Here is an 18,224-nt window from a genome sequence, read left to right on the forward strand (position 1 = left end):
GGTCATTTGATATCCAGTATAAACTCTAAACGATATTAAAAATATCTATATCAAAGTCTATATAAATTAGGTATAAATATAAAAAAATATCGATTATACATAGTTTATTCATGTTATAATTTAAATGGAGGTCGACAGTATGAAACCAAAAGAAACGTTTAATCTCAATCCCGATTTGTATGATGAACTAAGACCAACTTACTCTAAAGATTTATATCATGATATATTCAAGTATGCTAATTTAGAGAAAAATTGTGATTTAATTGAGATTGGTATAGGAACAGGACAAGCTACAGCACCATTTCTAAACAGAGGGTGTAATATTACCGCTATTGAAATAGGAAGCAATTTAGCGAATTTTACAGCTGAAAAATATAGAGGTTGGTCTAATCTAAAGATTGTAAACTCAGATTTTGAGTCTTACGATATGAATGATTTTAATATTGATATGTTTTATTCTGCATCTGCTTTTCATTGGATTAATCCTGAAATAGGATTACCCAAAATATATAAAGCCTTAAAACATCATGGCGTGTTCGCATGGATATCAACAACACCTTGTGCTTGGAAAGATAATGAAGAATTATTCAATCTCTTGCAAGAAGTTTATATTGGTTTCAAAGATTATTTTGCGGCCACATCGAAACTAACTATTTCTCAAGTTGATAAAAAAATAGAAGCTGACATAAAATATAAAAAAAGTATTCTAGAAACATACAATTTTAGAGATATTAACTCTTATACATACACACTTAAAAAAACATTTACTTCTGAGGACTATATTAGACTCTTAGACACTTATTCTGATCATGCAGTTATCCCCAAGAAAAATAAGGCAATCTTTTATTCCAAAATTAAAAGTTTGATTGACAAACAGGGTGGAATGATTCCAATAGTCTATACGAATGTTCTTGTTGTTGGTAGAAAAAAACTCTTATAAAAGCTGATTATAATTAGTTTAAGCTGACACAACTTCTTAGAAGCAAGATGATTCAAATCAATAGAGGCGATTTTTTAATCAAAGTTTAAATATAAATCAGTTTAAACTATTCATTTCTAAATCCTATTAAAAAAGGTATAATAAAAATGAATATTTTTTTTGAAAGGAGCATATGATAGAGTACATAAAGTAAGTATTTATCATATATATACTTAAGATGGGCACGAGAATTAATAAATATCTAAGTGAAGCAGGTTACTGCTCTAGACGAGCTGCAGACCGCTTAATCGAACAATCAAAAGTAAAAATCAATGGAAAAATAGCATCCTTAGGCGATCAAGTTAATGATGGTGATATGGTCACAGTAAATCATGTTGATGTAAAACCACATAATGACTTCGTATATATAGCACTAAATAAACCAGTTGGAATCACCTCCACAACTGATCGCAAAATTAAAGGTAATATTGTCGATTTTATGAATTATCCAAGGCGCATCTTTCATATAGGTAGACTTGATAAAGATTCAGAAGGACTCATCTTAATGACAAACGATGGAGATATCGTTAATGAAATCTTACGTTCTGAAAATGCACACGAAAAAGAATACTTCGTAGATGTCGATAAAGAAATAACAAGTGATTTTCTATCTAAAATGGCAAATGGCGTTCCAATTTTAAGTAAGGTAACAAAGCCTTGTATTGTTGAAAAAACCGGAACAAAACAGTTTAAAATCATATTAACAGAGGGCATGAATAGACAAATCAGACGTATGTGTGAAGTTTTTGGATACACTGTCATCAAACTAAAAAGAACGCGGATTATGAACATTAAACTTGATATTCCCGTTGGTAAATATAGAGAACTCACACAAAAAGAACTAAAAACACTTTTTAATCTATTAAAAAAATAAACCAAGATATCTATCTTTATACTATAGATTTCTTGGTTTTTATTTTATATTGTTTTAAACAACTAACTTAAATTTCATGATGACAGGATTATGATCGCTATATAAAAACTCATGATTAATCGTCATCACTTGATATGCACTATCAAGAGATACAGGCGATAGTTCAATATTCTCAGATAGGATGAAACCATCAATTAAATAATATTGAGTCCCCTCTGAGCCCTTAACATACGGTTGATTTAAGAGTCTACACGTTGGAGCACTTAAATCAACTTCAAATCGATATCCATCGGGTAGAAAATCCTCTTCAATGGTATAAGCTTCATAAAAGTTAGAGTTCACAGGATATAGATTATCTGCTTCTGGAAAAGTTTGATTGAAATCCCCACCAACAACAACATAATTTCCAAGTACTTTTTGTTCTTCCAAAAAGGTCTTTAAATATGCCATTTCCTGATCTCTAAGTGATCCATCACTATCATATGCAGACATATGAAGATTGACAATAATCAGCTCCTTATCACTTCCCTGAATTTCAAATGATGAAACCATCATTGCTCTTTTAAGGTTTGCAACTCTAAGTGGCCAACTAAATGAACCAGGAAATTGATGGCGATTTGTTTCTATACCCTCAAATTTTGTTAATGTTTGGATGCCACTTTCAACAGGTCCAATGTAATCAGTCAGTGATAAAGGAAATGGAACAAACATCGATTTGAAATTAAATGCATATTGACTTGAATATGTATCTCCTAAAGTATCCCTAATGCCTTGAACTTGATTGATGTTATAACTTCTTCTTGCTTTTTGATCAACTTCTTGTAATAAATAAAAATCAGACGGATAATCAGTTAATAGGTTTTTGATACCGTCAAAATAAGTTTCAACTACTTCTTTGGAATCAGCTCTACCTTTTTCTCCCCCATCCATAACAAAGTCTTCATCTTTACCTAAACCAGCGTAACCGATATTAAATGTCATGATTTGATATATTTGATCTAAGTTAATCTTTTCTTCTTGATTATTTATAATATCGACATCTTCTATATCTTCAGGTCTATATTCAAATATTGTGAGAGTTGCGACGAATAAACTTGCTAATAATATGATTACAATCAGTATTTTAGAAAATATCTTAAGAGCTTTCATAGGACCTCCATATTTTTATAAGATACTATAAGTATATCAAGAAGTTCATCATTTGATAATATAATAAAGCATAAATCGTTATAATTTCAGTGTATTTTTGATCTAATTTTGAATATAATGTTTTATTTATAGTATACTATTTATAAATAATCGTTTATAAGGAGACTTACTATGGCAAAATTAACTTTAAAGAAAGTTACGAAAAAAAACTTTGTAGAAGTTACTAACTTATCAAAAACATTAACTGAATATCAACAAAGATGTGTTGCACCTAACATGGTTTCATTGGCTCAAGCTTATGTAAACAAAAAAAGAGCATGGCCAAGAGCAGTATATTTAGGAAACAAACCTATAGGTTTTGTTATGGTCGCTTTATGGGATGATGACATTCCAAAAGAAGATCATCCTGCTTACTATTTGTGGAGACTCATGATCGCAAAAGACTACCAACAAAAAGGATATGGATCACAAGTCTTAGATCTCATTAAAGAAAAAGCTATCAAAGACGGTATTAAAACGATTTATACATCTTGTGAAATGATAGGTGAGCAACCTTATCAATTCTATATTGATTATGGCTTTATAGATACTGGAATTAATGATGGTGAGCAGATACTTAAGATGTATTTGAATGAAGAAAAATGAAGACTTTTAATGAAGTTAGAAACTATATAGATCAAGAACTTAAAAACATAAACCACCCAATTACAAAAGACATCCGAGATATCTCAAGAAAAACATATCAAAAGATTGAAGATCGTGATTTATCTAGGATTATAGATATATGTGATCAATTATTAAAAACAAAAATATGGCATTATAAAACTATTGCATTTGATATGGTTTTTAAAGTTAAGCAGAAATATCATAAAGAAACTTTTGAAATTTTCGAAAGATGGCTTTTTGATTATGTTAACGATTGGGGAGATTGCGATGATTTTTGTACACATGCTTTTGGACATTTACTTATGATATACCCCGAACTTTTTCTAAAAACACTGGCATGGAAAAATCATGAAAAGTTTGCTGTAAGAAGAGCAACAGCAGTCATATTAATTTATCCAATCAGAAAAAATAGGTATCAAGCATTTGATCCACTTCTTGTATCTGATATGCTTATGCATGATGAGCATTATCTTGTACTTAAAGGTTATGGTTGGTTATTAAAAGTTCTTTCTCAAAAAGAACCACTAAAAGTATATAACTATTTACAGAAAAACCATAATCTTATGCCAAGAGTTGCATTTAGATACGCAGTTGAAAAACTAAGTAAAATACAGAAAGATGAGCTCATGGGGTTATAAAACACAAATTTACTTCATATATTTCGAATTCGAAGCATTTGCTTTGAATTCTTTTTTTGTTTATGATAAATTGAACTTACAAATCATTATGAGGTGAATTTATGAACAATTTAAAAGGTATACATCACGTCACTGCGATTACTAGTGACGCAAAAAAAATATATGATTTTTTCACATATACATTAGGACTAAGACTTGTTAAAAAAACGGTAAATCAAGATGACATTCAAACATATCATCTATTTTTTGCTGATGACAAGGGATCTCCAGGAACAGATATGACCTTCTTTGATTTTAAAGGTGTTTCTAAAGGCAGAGAAGGAACTAATTCTATCTCAAGAACATCCTTTAGAGTCCCAACAGATTTAGCACTTGAATACTGGATAAAAAGATTCGAGATGTATGAAATTAAGAACAATGGGATAGAAGTGCTATTTGATAGAAAAGTCATCTATTTTGAAGATTTTGATGGTCAGCAATATGCACTATTCTCAGACCAAAATGACAAAGGTATTCCATCAGGAACCCCATGGCAAAAAGGCCCCATCCCAAATGAGTTTGCACTCACAGGATTAGGACCCATATTTTTAAACACTTCTGATAACAATTATATGCATCAAGTCCTTGTGGATATGATGTTCATGAGAAATGTTTCTTCTCAAGAAAACTTAACGCTCTATGAAATGGGTGATGGCGGCAACGGCGCTAGCGTTATTGTCAAACATACACCAGATATGTCATATGGAACTCAAGGATACGGCAGCGTTCATCATGTCGCATTTAGAATTGAAGATTTAGATGAACTTTATGAATGGGTAGATCATCTAGATATGCTTGGTGCAAGACACTCAGGCTATGTTGACCGCTTCTACTTTAAATCATTATACACAAGACTACACCCAGGAATCTTATTTGAATTTGCAACTGAAGGTCCAGGATTTATAGATGATGAAGAGGACTATGAAACTTTAGGTGAAACACTTGCACTGCCTCCTAAATTTAGAAATCAGAGAGCTTATGTAGAAAGTGTTGTGGAACCCATTGATACCATAAGAAGTGATAAGATCTTCAAAAAAGAATACTTATAGGGGGTAGAAAAATGAATGATTTAAAAGCTGTAGCGATTATGCTCCGTGCAACACATGCACTCGAAAATATACTAAGAAAAGATATTGAATCCTATGGAATAAATTCAACTGAATTTGGTGTTTTAGAATATCTATATCACAAAGGTAGTCAACCAATGCAAAACATTGGAAAAAAACTGCTGATGGCAAATAGTTCGATGACATATGTAATTGATCAATTATATAAGAAAAAGCATGTGGTGCGTCTAAAAAACCCTAATGATAAAAGAGAAATCACTATTGATTTAACGCCTTCTGGAACAACATTTTTTGAATCTATTTTTGAACATCATAAACAAACGGTTAAAAAAGTGTTTGATATTTTAAATACTGAAGAGTTAGTGACACTAACGACTCTTCTTAAAAAAGTAGGTTATTATAGTCAAGATCTCTTAGAAAAGGAGTTGGTTTAATTGAAGCATATCTTCAAAAAAGGTGATAATCATCGTACACTTCTTCTTTTCCATGGAACTGGAGGAAGCGAGAAAGACTTAATACCTATTGCAGAAATGATTGATCCAAATGCCAATATACTTAGTATACGAGGTGATGTCTTAGAAAATGGAATGTCTAGATTCTTTAAAAGAATTGTAGAAGGTATCTTTGATGAACAAGATTTAATCAAAAGAACTCATGATTTAAAAAATTTTATAGATGAAGCGATTCAAACATATGCTTTAGATAAAGATAAGCTTATTGGGTTTGGTTATTCGAATGGTGCAAACATCTTAGGTAGTTTATTATTTCATTATCCTGATGTGATTAACTATGCGATTTTATCACATCCGATGGTTCCACTTAGAGAAATCGAATTACCAGATCTTAAAAACACACATGTCTTTATTGGTGCTGGTTATGATGATCCAATCATCGTTCAAGATGAAACAATTGAACTAATCAATATTTTTAAAGGTGCACATGCCACTGTCACAAGCCTTTATACTGATTACGGTCATCGTTTTTCTGAACCTGAGCTTAAAGGTATCATTGATTGGTATCAAAAATTAGATAAACTTTTAAAGTAAGCAATTTTTGCTTACTTTTTTTGAAAAAATTATTTAAAAACTGGTAATTTAACCATATAAAATCTACATTTGATATAATTTGAGTATAAAGAGAAAAAAGAGGGGATAACGTGTCCATCAAAAAAATGAGAAATCAGCATATCTTTTCATGTGTAGATTTATGGAATCAAGTATCAGAGACTGATGATTTTTTATATAAACATATCGATGCTATAATCTTCGAAGATAAGTTCTTAAAGAAGCATAATGATTATGATATCATTTCTTATGTTTGTGAAGAAAATGACTCTGTGATTGGTTTTATATCAGGTGTTGCTTATCCACAAAGAAAAAAGGCATATGTAACTATGATCATGGTAGATTTCAAGCATCAAAGAAGGCATATTGGAACCGATCTACTAACTACATTTGAAACACATATAAAAAAAGAGTATAAAGAAATTGAATCTATCGATCTTGTTTTCTTTAATCCAGTCACTTTAACATGGATCATTCCTAAGACTAAATCAGATGATCATCCAAACAGTCCTGGTGTTGATATGAAATCCAAGGCATTGTCATTCTTTAATGCCCTTGGTTACCAAACATTTGCCATTCAAAACTCATATTATAAAGATATTAGAAATTATGAATACCCAAAAGACACGCTTTCTCTCATTGAATCATTAAAAAATCAAAAGATTCACATTGGATATGCATCCTTAAAACTCACTGGATTTAATGAGCTATTTGATAACTTAAATAATCCAATATGGAAAAGTGAAATCAAGCATGCACTTGAAAATGATCAACCAGTTCTAATAGCGGAAAAAGATGGACAAATGATTGGTTTTACCGGTCCTTTGTCAGTACAAGATAGCTTAAGAGGATATTTCACTGGTATCGGTGTTCATAGTGATTATCGAGGATTTGGTATCGGAAAAGTTCTTTTCTCTTCACTTTGTTATCATTTGAGGGACATTGGCGCTCATTACATGACTTTATTTACTGGTGAAAATAATCCAGCAAGACATATATATGAACATGAAGGCTTTAAGATTGTTAGATCTTGGGCTGACATGAGAAAGGAACTATGAAAATGTCTAAAACAATAATGGCAATAGGTGCCCACATTGGAGATATGGAACTAACTGCTGGTGGAGTCTTGGCATCTATGTCCTTGAAAGGACATAAAATCATTACAGTCGCTTTAACAAGTGGTGAAAAAGGAAACCCTAAGGATATAGACGTTGAAACATATCGTATTCAAAAACAAAAAGAAGCAAAAACATTCGCCGATATGTTAAATGGTATCTCAATTGTGTTACCTTATGATGATGGAACTTTACAAAATAATGATCAAATGAAGTTTGAGGTTGCTGATCTCATTAGAAAATATAAGCCTGATGTGCTCATCACACATTGGAAACATTCAATGCATAAAGACCATGAAACAACACATTATATTGTCAAAGATGCACAATTTTATGCAGGTATTAAAGGCTTTAAAAGAATCGATGAAGCACATTTTGCAAGTGGACCATATTATGCAGAAAATTGGGAAGATCCTGAGTTGTTTGAACCTTATGTTTATGTGAATGTCTCTAAAGAAGGTTTCGAACTTTGGCAAAAAGCAATTTCTACACATTGGTTCGCTATAAATAGTCCTTCTTTTAAGTACAAAGCATATTATGAATCATTAATGTCTGTTAGAGGAAAAGAAGCTCGCACAACATATGCACAAGCCTTTGACATTTCAAAAATATCAAAAAAAATTATAAAAGAGTCACTATAAAGAAAAGGATCGATTTGATCTATCAAATCGATCCTTTATTTATTTAGATATCTACGTTTATATCGCCTGAGAGCGTAGATTTTTTGATGATTTTTATTTCTTTTTTCTCTTTATTCTTAATATTCAAATCGCCACTAAGTGATTTAAATCTAATCATTTTAGGATAAAATTCTTTACCATCGATATCTCCACTGACAGAATCAGCTTCAAACATATCACAAGTAACCTCTTCAAGCTCAATATCCCCACTTACGGTTTTCACTTCAAGATTACCATCGATCAAACTGTTTTTGATTTCCAAATCACCACTAACTTGTGATGAGTATAGCGTACTTGCTTTAATCTTTTGTAGCTCAATGTCTCCGTTCACAATATGGAACTTAAGACCTTCAGCTACTACTTCCTTAATATCAATATCTCCATTGACTAAATTTAAACTGATATGTTTTGTATTTAGTTTTTTAAGAACAACGTCTCCATTTGTTTGTTTTGAAATCAGTGATTTAATTAAAACTTCAGCTGGTATTCCTATATATATTTTTGTGTTTTTTGCCTTAGTTGAGAAAAAGCTAAACATCTTGTTTTGTTTTTTTCTAGTTATGCTTAATGTTTGATCATTAAACTCGACGATGTAGTCTTTTAGATCATCAGCATTTTCAATATTAACTAAAACATTTTTATATTCTGTTGGCTTAATATAGATATCTTCATTTGTGAGTTCAACTTGAATACTCATTTCACTTTGCTTACACTCAAATTCAAATGATTGATCTTTATCTATATTTTTTTCTTTTTCTTGCTCAACTGTTTCTTCTTCGGTCGCTAAACTTTCTGCGATGTTTTCAGGTGTTCCGAATCTTTTTTCCAAATCTTCTTCACTTAATCCATCTTCAAGGGCTTCTTTAATCATGTCTTCATGATCCTTTAAAATGTCATCTATTGCGTCTTTAGCAATATTTCTTTTACTCAATTCTTTCTTTAAATCTTCTAAAAAGTTCTTCATTGTTTTTTCCTCCTTTGTGGATGATTTGGTAAACTCCACCAATAAATTCATCCCATTGATTTCTTAATTCGATATAATACAAAAATCCTTTTTCAGTCATTTGATAGTATTTTCTTGCTGCACCTTCAGTTGAAGATTCTAAATATGTTTTAAAATATTGATCTTTCGTTAATCTTCTTAAAATTGGATAGATTGCATTCTCACTAACGTCAATGAACTTAGAAAGTTCACTAATGACTTCATATCCATAACTATCTTTTTCAACAAGCATGGACAATACACATAACTCTATGATACCGCGTTTAAATTGTGCATTCATAATGTTGCTACCTCCTACATACTAATCATAACACAGTATTATTCGTTATGCAACACTGAAATGAATTTTTCGTCTATACAAAAAAATACTCACTTTGTGAGTACCAGACTGTAGACAAAAACAGTTTTCAATGAAGAATATCTCATTTAGAGATGTTCTTTTTTCGTTTGAAGTATAAAAAAAGAGTTTTTCACTCAATTTCAGTTGAATGGTAAAGATATTACCATATGATTGTGGCTAATTTTTTCAAATTGTACATACTTAAAATCATGAAGCTTCGATCCTCATTTTTCCTAAGTCCTCTAAGAAACGTAAATCCCAGGCAATGATTCATTTTTGAAATTCCAAAAACCCTTTCAACTGACGTTTTTCTTTTCGGATATACCTCTTTTCCAATCTCAGATAGTCGAATCCGTTTAGCTTCTTCACTATCTGCTTCATAAAAATGCCTTAATATCACTTTTGTTTTTTGATTTGTACACTGAGTCTTAAAAGGACAATTTAGACAATCTTTCGTTTTTGTTTTATATGCTTTATAGCCTTGTTTATTAGTACCTCTATAAGTTAATACTTTTTCATTTGGACAAATATAATAATCATGAAGTTCAATATACTTGAATCTATGTTTTGTAAAATATAATGCATTGGATGATCCACCTGCACCTTTTCTTCCTTTAGGTCTTTTATAAGGAATTACAGGCTTAACACCTCGTTTAAATAATTCATGAAGTAATACTGGATGATCATACCCCGAATCCATGACTGCCATGTCAACTTCTTCATGGGCATCTATATAATTAATGACTGTTTCAAGTCCAGTTTGACTATCGTGTAAGTTACCCGGAAATACTTGAGATGCTAATACCCATCCGTTTTCATCACTGATCACTTGGTTACTATAGGCTAACTGTCTTTCTTTCTCACCTTTATGAAACATACCGCAGTCCGGATCCGTTAGACTCTTTGTTACTTTTTTAGCTTCATTAAAGTCTATTTCTTCTTTGCCTTCTTCACTTCTAACTTCATTGATTTCTTTTTGTAGAGCTTCTACATACCTGTTCGTTGAATCATTGATTAAGATATCATTGACTTGTCTTTTATTTGCATATGCCTTAATATGTGTTGCATCGACAAATATATTATCCATTTTGACAAGCTTTAATTTCATAGCTTGATATAAAATCGTATTAAATATCTCCTCAAAAACAGAAGTGCCTTCAAATCGACGTACATAGTTTTTTCCAAAGGTTGAAAAATGTGGGACGAAATCATTAAAATCATATCCTAAAAACCACCGATATGCTGCATTAACTTCGATTTCTTCAATTGTTCTTCTCATGGATCTAATGTTGAATAAATATTGAATAAAGACAATCTTAAATAAAATGACTGGGTCTATAGAAGGTCTTCCCATATCATCCGCATATAAATTTTCTACAATATCATAAATAAAACTGAAGTCAATCGCTTTATCTATTTTTCTAACTAGATGATTGTTTGGAACGAGTTTATCCATTTCCATGATGAAGATGTTTTCGCGATTGTTTATTTGATGTTTTGTTAACATGAAATCACCAACCTTTATTGTTATTTTACCATGTTACCTATATATTTATATATAGGTAAAAGTTCATTTTTGATTAAAAAATAAAAAGAGAGTACTCAGAACACTAATCAAACTCTAGGTTTAAGTGTTTTTAAGCAGTCTAAGCCGCACTTTTTAAACTGGTACTCTCACACCTTCATTTTATAACAAAAAATAAAAAAGTACAATATCCGAAGATACTGTACTTTGTCTACAGACTGATACTCACTTTGTGAGTACTTTATCATTTTATTTTTTCTATTTAGTAACAATTTTATATTTATTAAACCTTAAAACACTGAAGCACTGAAATTCTTTTTACTTAAAAGCAATCACTTAACTTCTATTTTTGAGTTTATTTTAATTAAACATGCAAAAATACCAATACACTTGATCTTGACTGTTTTCACTTTAAAAAACTCAGATATCCATTTGATTAAGCAACTTTTTAAGTATATTTGCAGAATTATCGAGTTGCTCTTGTTCAGTATCACTAAGTTTAAGTTTGACGACATGATGAACACCTTGATGGTTTAAAACTGCTGGAAGTCCAATATATAGATCTTTTTCAATATCATAAACGCCATCATTATATACACTAATCGGTATAATTCGATTTTCATTGTTAATGATTGCCGCTGTGATTCTGACTAACGTCATACCTATGCCGTAGTAGGTAGCCTTTTTTCTCTTGATGATTTCATATGCTGCTTCTTTTACATTCATATATATTTTGTGTAAATCATTAAACTCTATTTCGTTCATGGTTTCAATAACATCTTTCATCGGTTTAACACCTATATAAGCGTTTGACCAACAAACAAACTCACTATCTCCATGCTCACCTAAGATATATGCGTGGATATTGCCAACAGATATATTAATTTTTTTAGAGATTTCGTATCTTAATCTTGCAGTGTCAAGGGATGTTCCACTTCCTATAACTCTATGTGCAGGAAGATTAGATGCCTTTTTTGCAACATAGGTTAGTATATCAACAGGATTTGTAGCGACAAGCAATATCCCATCAAATCCGCTATCCATAATGTTTTTAACAACTGTTTTCATTATAGCTGCATTTCTATTCAACAAATCAATTCTAGTTTCCCCTTCTTTTTGGTTCACACCAGCAGTAATGACAACCAAGTCTGCATCATTTGCATCTTTATAATCACCAGCATAAATATGCATCTTTCTTGGTGCGAAAGCAAGTCCATGATTTAAATCCATCGCCTCACCTTCTGCTCTATTCTTATCTATATCGATTAAAACGAGTTCTTCTACAACGCCTTGATTCACAAGTGCATAAGCATAACTCATCCCAACCATACCAGTCCCAACGATTACTACTTTGCTTTTTGGCATAAATAACCCCTTCTTTACTTAGTTTCTTTTAATCTTTGTAAAACTTTTGCTGCAGTTGATAAATACCATGAAGGCTTTGAATGATCCATCGATGACTCAATATGTTTTATATAGTCAGTCTGCTTTTGTTTAAGCATAACCATTAATGCATTTCTTAATAATATTGTTTTCCCTTTCCATAAATATGACATATCATCATATTTTTTTGAAAAAGCCTTATTGGAAAGTTCAAATAAATCCATAATCGATACCATTTCTTTACCAGATAATTCAAACTCATTATGGATGCGTGTGCCTTTGCCTATATTTTTAGGACAAACTAACTGACATATATCACATCCAAATAGTTGATAGTTTGCATCCATTTCTTCATGGGTTAAATCCTTTTTTTCTTGATTGTAAAAACTAATGCATTTTTGCATATCATAACCACCATCATAAAGTGCATGTGTAGGGCAAGCTGAAATACATTTTCTACATGTTCCACAATCGTCATCGATGTCTAAGATAAACTCTTCTTCTAGCTCGACATCTACAAATACAATACCTAAAAACATATATGTGCCATATGTCTTATTGATGATCAGTTGGTTTTTTCCAAAAAAACCTACACCAGATAAGACTGCAGCTAATCTCTCATCATATGGGTGATTATCCACACCAAGTGAATACTTCATGTTTAATGGTTCCATAACAGTTTCAATTCTTTTTTTTAAGACAGTATGATAATCACTTCCAAAAGTATAAAATGATGGTACTAAATGCGTTTTTGTATGTTTAAGAATTCTCTTGGGATAACTTAATCCTAAAACAACCATCGTTGGATAGCTGATATCTTTAGCATACTTTCCCATTCGAATTGCTTCATTGATATATGTTTGTGACTTGATAATACCTACCACATCAAATTTTTCTAAAAAACAAGCTCTTAGTGCTTTTGAAGTCATAAGACTCCTTTCAATTCATATATATTTTTTATTCTCAATCTCATTTTTACATAGCGTTTATATCTATATTCTATCATAAAAGCCTGACGACGATTTTTTTGCCAAAAGTTAACGCATGGTTCGTATGATCATTTCATACTTGATTCGGTGTTTTTAATTGATATTCAAATAAGACCCTCTGAGTAGGATGGATGAACTTGCATGCTGTAAATTCCAAACGCATCATGCCATGATTTTTCCTTAGATGACCATAGAGTTTATCGCCAACAACAGGATGGCCTATAGAAGCCATGTGTACCCGGATTTGATGTTTTCTACCACCTATAATCATGACTTCACAAAGTGTTTCACTATTAAATCTCTTTATGACTCTATATATCGAAGTTGCCCGTTTCCCATCTTTACTAACCCTTTGCTTTTCTGAATGTCTATCTCTTGCAATCGGTAAATCAATAACATCTTTATCTTTACTTACAACACCTTCAACTAAGGCAATGTATTTTTTTTCAACTTGTCTTTCTTCAAACTGATGAGAAAGAAAAGCGTGTGCCAAAGGGTGTTTTGCGAAAATCAACAAACCAGAGGTTTCATAATCAAGTCGATGCACTGGCAATATCTGATATGGATAGTCTTTCTTATGGTATGCTACTCTATTTGTTAAAGTATCTATTGTGTTTCCATCTGTATGAACAAGCAGAGATTTCGGTTTATTTAATATCATCATATCTTGATCTTCATAAAGTATTTCAATAGGTCCCATAAAAGGAATAATTGGTTGTTGATCTAAACAAGAAAAATCAATGTCAATGACATCTCCTTTTTTGATTTTATCCAACTGATATAGATTTTTCTGATTTCTATAAACACATTTATTTTGAAATAATTGATGGATTTTCGCTTTTGAGAGATAAAAAGTTTCTAAAAATGTTTTGATCTCTTTATCACTATCTTTTTCAAGTACAACAATCTTTACCATAATGACCTCCGATGATACATACATTATATCAAAAAAAGTCATACATGTTCTATCACATGTATGACCATTTTTCATCACTTCATTAATCCTGTTCTTAAAGCTTGTAATAATATACCCGTAGTATCGGTACCATATTCCCAAAACATCATACCACCAAGTTCTTGATTAATGATGTATCTACTCTTTTCTAAAATAGATTTTTGATTATCATAGGATATAAATACCGTTCCACTGTCATTGACCATATATGGTACACCTGCACCTTGATCATAATACTCTGTATACTGTTCATTATTTAAGTAATTATGATAAATTTCATGATAATACACAGATCCTGCATTGCTCCATGTTGTATATGACTGCGTTGAATCGTTATATGTTCTTGTTTGTTTAATGCCGTAAAATGCAACACCTACAATAATTTTATCATAGCTTACTTGATACGTATCTCTTAATATTTTTACACTTTCATCAATAGATGCAGTTGTAAGTGAACGTCCAACTAAAAATGTTGGATTGTGATAAGCTGTTTGTTTATATAATGGATTTTGATATTGTCCAGAACCACTTGTTAAACCATACGTCATCAAATTAATATAATCTAAATATTGATTAGAATAAATGAGATCATATTTTGGAGGTTGCCATTGACCACCAGTAATTGCTGTAGTCACTAAATGATTTGGGTTATTCTCTTTAACTTTTTCATAAACGACTTTCATGAGTGCAGTAAATAACTTTGTTTCTGATGAAGTAGGTGTTTCCCAATCGATATCGACACCATCAAACTCATATTGATTAATATAATCAACAATTTGATTTGCAAAATGCTGAACTTTTGATGGACTAGCTGCAATCGCAGACCACTCTGTGCTCGGTCCAACTGACATAATGACCCAGTTCCCATGTTTTTTAGCCTCTGACATGATATATGTTGCTACATTGCTTAAATAACCTGTGCCATATAAATCACCATTACTATTACCCAATATAAATGCTGTATTGATGATGTCTAATGTTTCAAAAAAGTTATCATCAACTTGATTGAAATCTCTATAAATATAGCTAGATGCAATTGGTTTATCTAATGATTTATATCCGATGACTGCAACATCAAATGTTTTTGTTTGCGTATCGACACTTGATGTAATCTCTGCTGTTAAGGTTACTGTTTGTGGACTATACGGTCTGATAAACATGCCTGAAGATGTGATTACATCTTCATGACTTGATGACCATACAATCGAAAATCCACTGTAGGCAGTAGGTAATTTTATGTCATCATAGACTTCATCTGGAATCAAGTCATTTAAATAAGAAGTTAAATCACTCATATGATACCCTTCCCATCTTGCTTCATATGTTAACTCATTGATGCCATCGATGATTTTATAACCTGGAAAATCAATAACTTGTTCATCATTTAAGTACCATCCAGCAAATACATACTCTTCTCTAATTGGTATTGGTAAGGATGTTGTTTCAGTTAATATTTGATGAAATGTTTGACCAACAATGTCTTCTGTATAAAAACTTACAATCAATGGTCCATCCTCATATGTCGATAAATCTTGATCAAAAATGATAAATTTCAGTATCTTTTCTTCATTCGTATAAGCAGATATTGTATTTAAGATATCTTCGTCTTCGAAATATTGCTCGAGTGCAATCACATAATCATACTCACCAATATCAAGCTGTGAAGTACTCGTTGTTACAGGATCAACATGAATAACTTCATAAGCATCAAATGTCTCATTATATTTTATAAATATTTTATGGAAATAGGTAAGTAAAAATCTTGTATCATCGATAATGCTAAACGTCGATCCATACCCATCATTTTTTGATGTTATGGTTAATTGACTATCGGGATCTACTTGCTCAAAGTCAGAACGTACGAGCATACCACCGTTGAGATTAAATGTTACATCTACAGCTGCAATCCTATTTGGATCAATGTCATTTATATCTTCAAATGTATATGTTAAGTGATCATTTGCTATTTCATACATTTTGTTATCAATAAAAATACCATTGATGTATAACTTAAAGTTTTGACCAAAAATAGTATCTTCGACTAAGTCTAAAGTCAACTCAAAACCATTGTTATCAATGAGTAGTGCATCAAAATAGATGGATTCAGAAGAAACTCGTTCTAATTCTAAATCAATCGTAACTCTCGCTTCATCTAGCGTATATGTAGTTGGATCATTAGGATCTTCAGGTTCATCTGTTGATTCACATCCGATCAACATCGATAGATATGCAATGATTGAAAATAAAAATAATAGTTTTTTCATAAAAAATCTCCTGTGCCATATTTACAGTTTAAGTATACTATATTTTTATATATTGCTTAAGCTTTTGGCCTTGATTTTTAAGTTTTGACAAATAGTTTCATAGATCACAGAACAAAAGTGAATAAATTCACTCAGGGCGATAAAATCGCCTTTTCTTTTTTTATCTTTCTTTTTATAATAGAATCATGGACCCTATCTTACTCAAATATAAGTTTAGAGATCTCTTAGCCTTCGCTGCGATGCAGGGTAAGGATGTCTATGAAAATGAACTGAATAAACTTTCAAATTTGAAAGCCTATCGAAAGCCAAAACTAACCATTCAATCCATCTTTCAAACATACTGGCCCATATTTAAACCTTTGTTTATCGATAGACTAAGACCTGCCATCATTTCTAATGTTGAAAAAATGATTGACTGTAAAAATTTATCTAAAGGACATCTTTTTTTCGAGTGTCCTTCTTGTGATAACTTTCATCTCCAAGGTTTATCTTGTCATTCTAGATTTTGTGTTTCTTGTAACCAGAACTATCGTGAGAAAAGAACGATTGCTGTTCAATCAAAACTTTTAGATGTCCCTCACCGTCACTTCGTCTTTTCTATCGCTAGAGAACTTAGAGATTACTTTAGAATTTATCGGGGGCTTTTTGATGTCTTTTTCTCATCTGTTAATGAAGCGCTTCAAGCACTTGTCTTTTCATCAAAGATTGCAGTTAAAGAAGATCGTAGACTTGGTCTCATTGCTTTTCTTCATACCTTTGGGCGTGATCTTAAGTTTAATCCTCATATTCACGTTTTGGTTGCTGAAAGAACGCTCGATCTCAATCAAAACTTGCGAAAGTTTTCTTACTTTCATTTTGAAAAACTTAGACTTTACTTCCAACTTGCTTTACTTAGAAATATCTCAAATTACTTAAAGGTCCACGCGAGTAAGGACATCTATAACCGCTTCAATCGTTTGAGATCTTCTCTCATCTCAAAATATAAGAAAGGCTTTTATGCACATGGTCCAAAACTTAAAGATTATGGTTTTCTGAATGCTGCGAAAAAAGTTTCTGATTATATCACACGTTATGCTTCACGTCCTGCAATTTCTGAAGAACGTATTTTGAATCTCGATACTTCTACCCATATGATCACTTGGACCTATGATCCTCATGAAGATGATGATAAATCAGAAGATGATCCTTCATTTCTTGGTAGACAAACCATCACTGAACATGTCTTTAGGTTTATTGCCAAACTCATCGTTCACATTCCAGATGAGCACTTTCACACCATTCGCTATTTTGGTTTCTATGCAAATAAATCAAAGAAATCGGTCGCTACTTTCAAAAAACTACTTTCAAATGCTTCTATTAAACTCAAACGTTCTCGCTCAAATTGGATACATATGCTAAAATCAATTTATAAGTATCATCCCATCTTATGTTCATGTGGCCACATCATGAAACTTAATCTAGATTATTCTTTACTAAGAGACCCCGGAGGTTAAA

At 31.5% G+C, this 18,224-nt stretch carries 18 protein-coding genes; 10 read left to right on the forward strand and 8 right to left on the reverse strand.

What is annotated here, in order from left to right:
* Positions 1 to 139 precede the first annotated feature (139 nt).
* A complete protein-coding gene (locus BK011_05850) occupies positions 140 to 940 on the forward strand; it encodes a hypothetical protein (GenBank protein ID AUD65228.1) in 801 nt (266 codons plus the stop codon).
* A gap of 217 nt (positions 941 to 1,157) precedes the next feature.
* Positions 1,158 to 1,853, forward strand: a complete 696-nt coding sequence (locus BK011_05855) for a 23S rRNA pseudouridine synthase F (GenBank protein AUD65229.1) — start codon at positions 1,158 to 1,160, stop codon at positions 1,851 to 1,853.
* A 54-nt stretch (positions 1,854 to 1,907) separates the two neighbouring features.
* Here the strand turns inward: BK011_05855 and BK011_05860 are convergent, their stop codons facing one another.
* Positions 1,908 to 3,002, reverse strand: coding sequence for a hypothetical protein (locus tag BK011_05860; protein AUD65230.1), 1,095 nt, complete (start codon positions 3,000 to 3,002; stop codon positions 1,908 to 1,910).
* A 171-nt stretch (positions 3,003 to 3,173) separates the two neighbouring features.
* On the opposite strand from BK011_05860, the gene BK011_05865 reads away from it, so the two are divergent.
* The 7 genes from BK011_05865 to BK011_05895 all read left to right on the forward strand — a co-directional run bounded on the left by BK011_05865 (position 3,174) and on the right by BK011_05895 (position 8,232).
* On the forward strand, positions 3,174 to 3,647 hold the full coding sequence (locus BK011_05865; protein ID AUD65231.1) for a hypothetical protein: 474 nt from the start codon (positions 3,174 to 3,176) through the stop codon (positions 3,645 to 3,647).
* The gene (locus BK011_05870; protein ID AUD65232.1) at positions 3,644 to 4,306 is read left to right on the forward strand and encodes a DNA alkylation repair protein; all 663 of its coding nucleotides are present in this window, start codon (positions 3,644 to 3,646) and stop codon (positions 4,304 to 4,306) included. The genes BK011_05865 and BK011_05870 overlap by 4 nt, the downstream gene beginning before the upstream one ends.
* A gap of 101 nt (positions 4,307 to 4,407) precedes the next feature.
* The gene (locus BK011_05875; GenBank protein ID AUD65233.1) at positions 4,408 to 5,394 is read left to right on the forward strand and encodes a ring-cleaving dioxygenase; all 987 of its coding nucleotides are present in this window, start codon (positions 4,408 to 4,410) and stop codon (positions 5,392 to 5,394) included.
* An 11-nt stretch (positions 5,395 to 5,405) separates the two neighbouring features.
* Complete coding sequence (locus BK011_05880; GenBank protein AUD65234.1) at positions 5,406 to 5,846, forward strand: hypothetical protein; 441 nt, start codon at positions 5,406 to 5,408, stop codon at positions 5,844 to 5,846.
* Positions 5,847 to 6,458, forward strand: coding sequence for a carboxylesterase (locus BK011_05885; protein ID AUD65235.1), 612 nt, complete (start codon positions 5,847 to 5,849; stop codon positions 6,456 to 6,458).
* Positions 6,459 to 6,568: 110 nt separating this feature from the next.
* Entirely contained in the window at positions 6,569 to 7,534 is a 966-nt protein-coding gene (locus BK011_05890; GenBank protein AUD65236.1) for a hypothetical protein, read from the forward strand.
* Complete coding sequence (locus tag BK011_05895) at positions 7,531 to 8,232, forward strand: PIG-L family deacetylase (protein AUD65237.1); 702 nt, start codon at positions 7,531 to 7,533, stop codon at positions 8,230 to 8,232. Before BK011_05890 ends, BK011_05895 begins: the two co-directional genes overlap by 4 nt.
* A 43-nt stretch (positions 8,233 to 8,275) precedes the next feature.
* Here BK011_05895 and BK011_05900 read toward each other — a convergent pair whose 3' ends face one another.
* The 7 genes from BK011_05900 to BK011_05930 form a co-directional block, all read right to left on the reverse strand.
* Positions 8,276 to 9,235 (reverse strand): hypothetical protein, encoded by a 960-nt coding sequence (locus tag BK011_05900; protein AUD65238.1) that lies wholly within the window; start codon positions 9,233 to 9,235, stop codon positions 8,276 to 8,278.
* A complete protein-coding gene (locus BK011_05905; GenBank protein ID AUD65239.1) occupies positions 9,195 to 9,554 on the reverse strand; it encodes a PadR family transcriptional regulator in 360 nt (119 codons plus the stop codon). Before BK011_05905 ends, BK011_05900 begins: the two co-directional genes overlap by 41 nt.
* 220 nt (positions 9,555 to 9,774) lie before the next feature.
* A complete protein-coding gene (locus BK011_05910; protein AUD65240.1) occupies positions 9,775 to 11,121 on the reverse strand; it encodes a hypothetical protein in 1,347 nt (448 codons plus the stop codon).
* A 438-nt stretch (positions 11,122 to 11,559) separates the two neighbouring features.
* Entirely contained in the window at positions 11,560 to 12,504 is a 945-nt protein-coding gene (locus BK011_05915) for an L-lactate dehydrogenase (protein ID AUD65241.1), read from the reverse strand.
* 14 nt (positions 12,505 to 12,518) lie between these two features.
* Positions 12,519 to 13,451, reverse strand: a complete 933-nt coding sequence (locus BK011_05920) for a hypothetical protein (protein AUD65242.1) — start codon at positions 13,449 to 13,451, stop codon at positions 12,519 to 12,521.
* A gap of 133 nt (positions 13,452 to 13,584) precedes the next feature.
* Complete coding sequence (locus BK011_05925; GenBank protein AUD65243.1) at positions 13,585 to 14,502, reverse strand: hypothetical protein; 918 nt, start codon at positions 14,500 to 14,502, stop codon at positions 13,585 to 13,587.
* The gene (locus BK011_05930) at positions 14,502 to 16,730 is read right to left on the reverse strand and encodes a hypothetical protein (GenBank protein AUD65244.1); all 2,229 of its coding nucleotides are present in this window, start codon (positions 16,728 to 16,730) and stop codon (positions 14,502 to 14,504) included. The genes BK011_05925 and BK011_05930 overlap by 1 nt, the downstream gene beginning before the upstream one ends.
* Positions 16,731 to 16,915: 185 nt before the next feature.
* Between BK011_05930 and BK011_05935 the strand changes: the two genes are divergently transcribed.
* Positions 16,916 to 18,223 carry a hypothetical protein gene (locus BK011_05935; GenBank protein ID AUD65245.1) on the forward strand — a complete coding sequence of 436 codons (1,308 nt, stop codon included), beginning with the start codon at positions 16,916 to 16,918 and terminating at the stop codon, positions 18,221 to 18,223.
* Position 18,224: the final 1 nt, after the last annotated feature.

The organism is Tenericutes bacterium MZ-XQ (assembly GCA_002838205.1).
Lineage (GTDB): Bacteria > Bacillota_I > Bacilli_A > Acholeplasmatales > Acholeplasmataceae > Mariniplasma.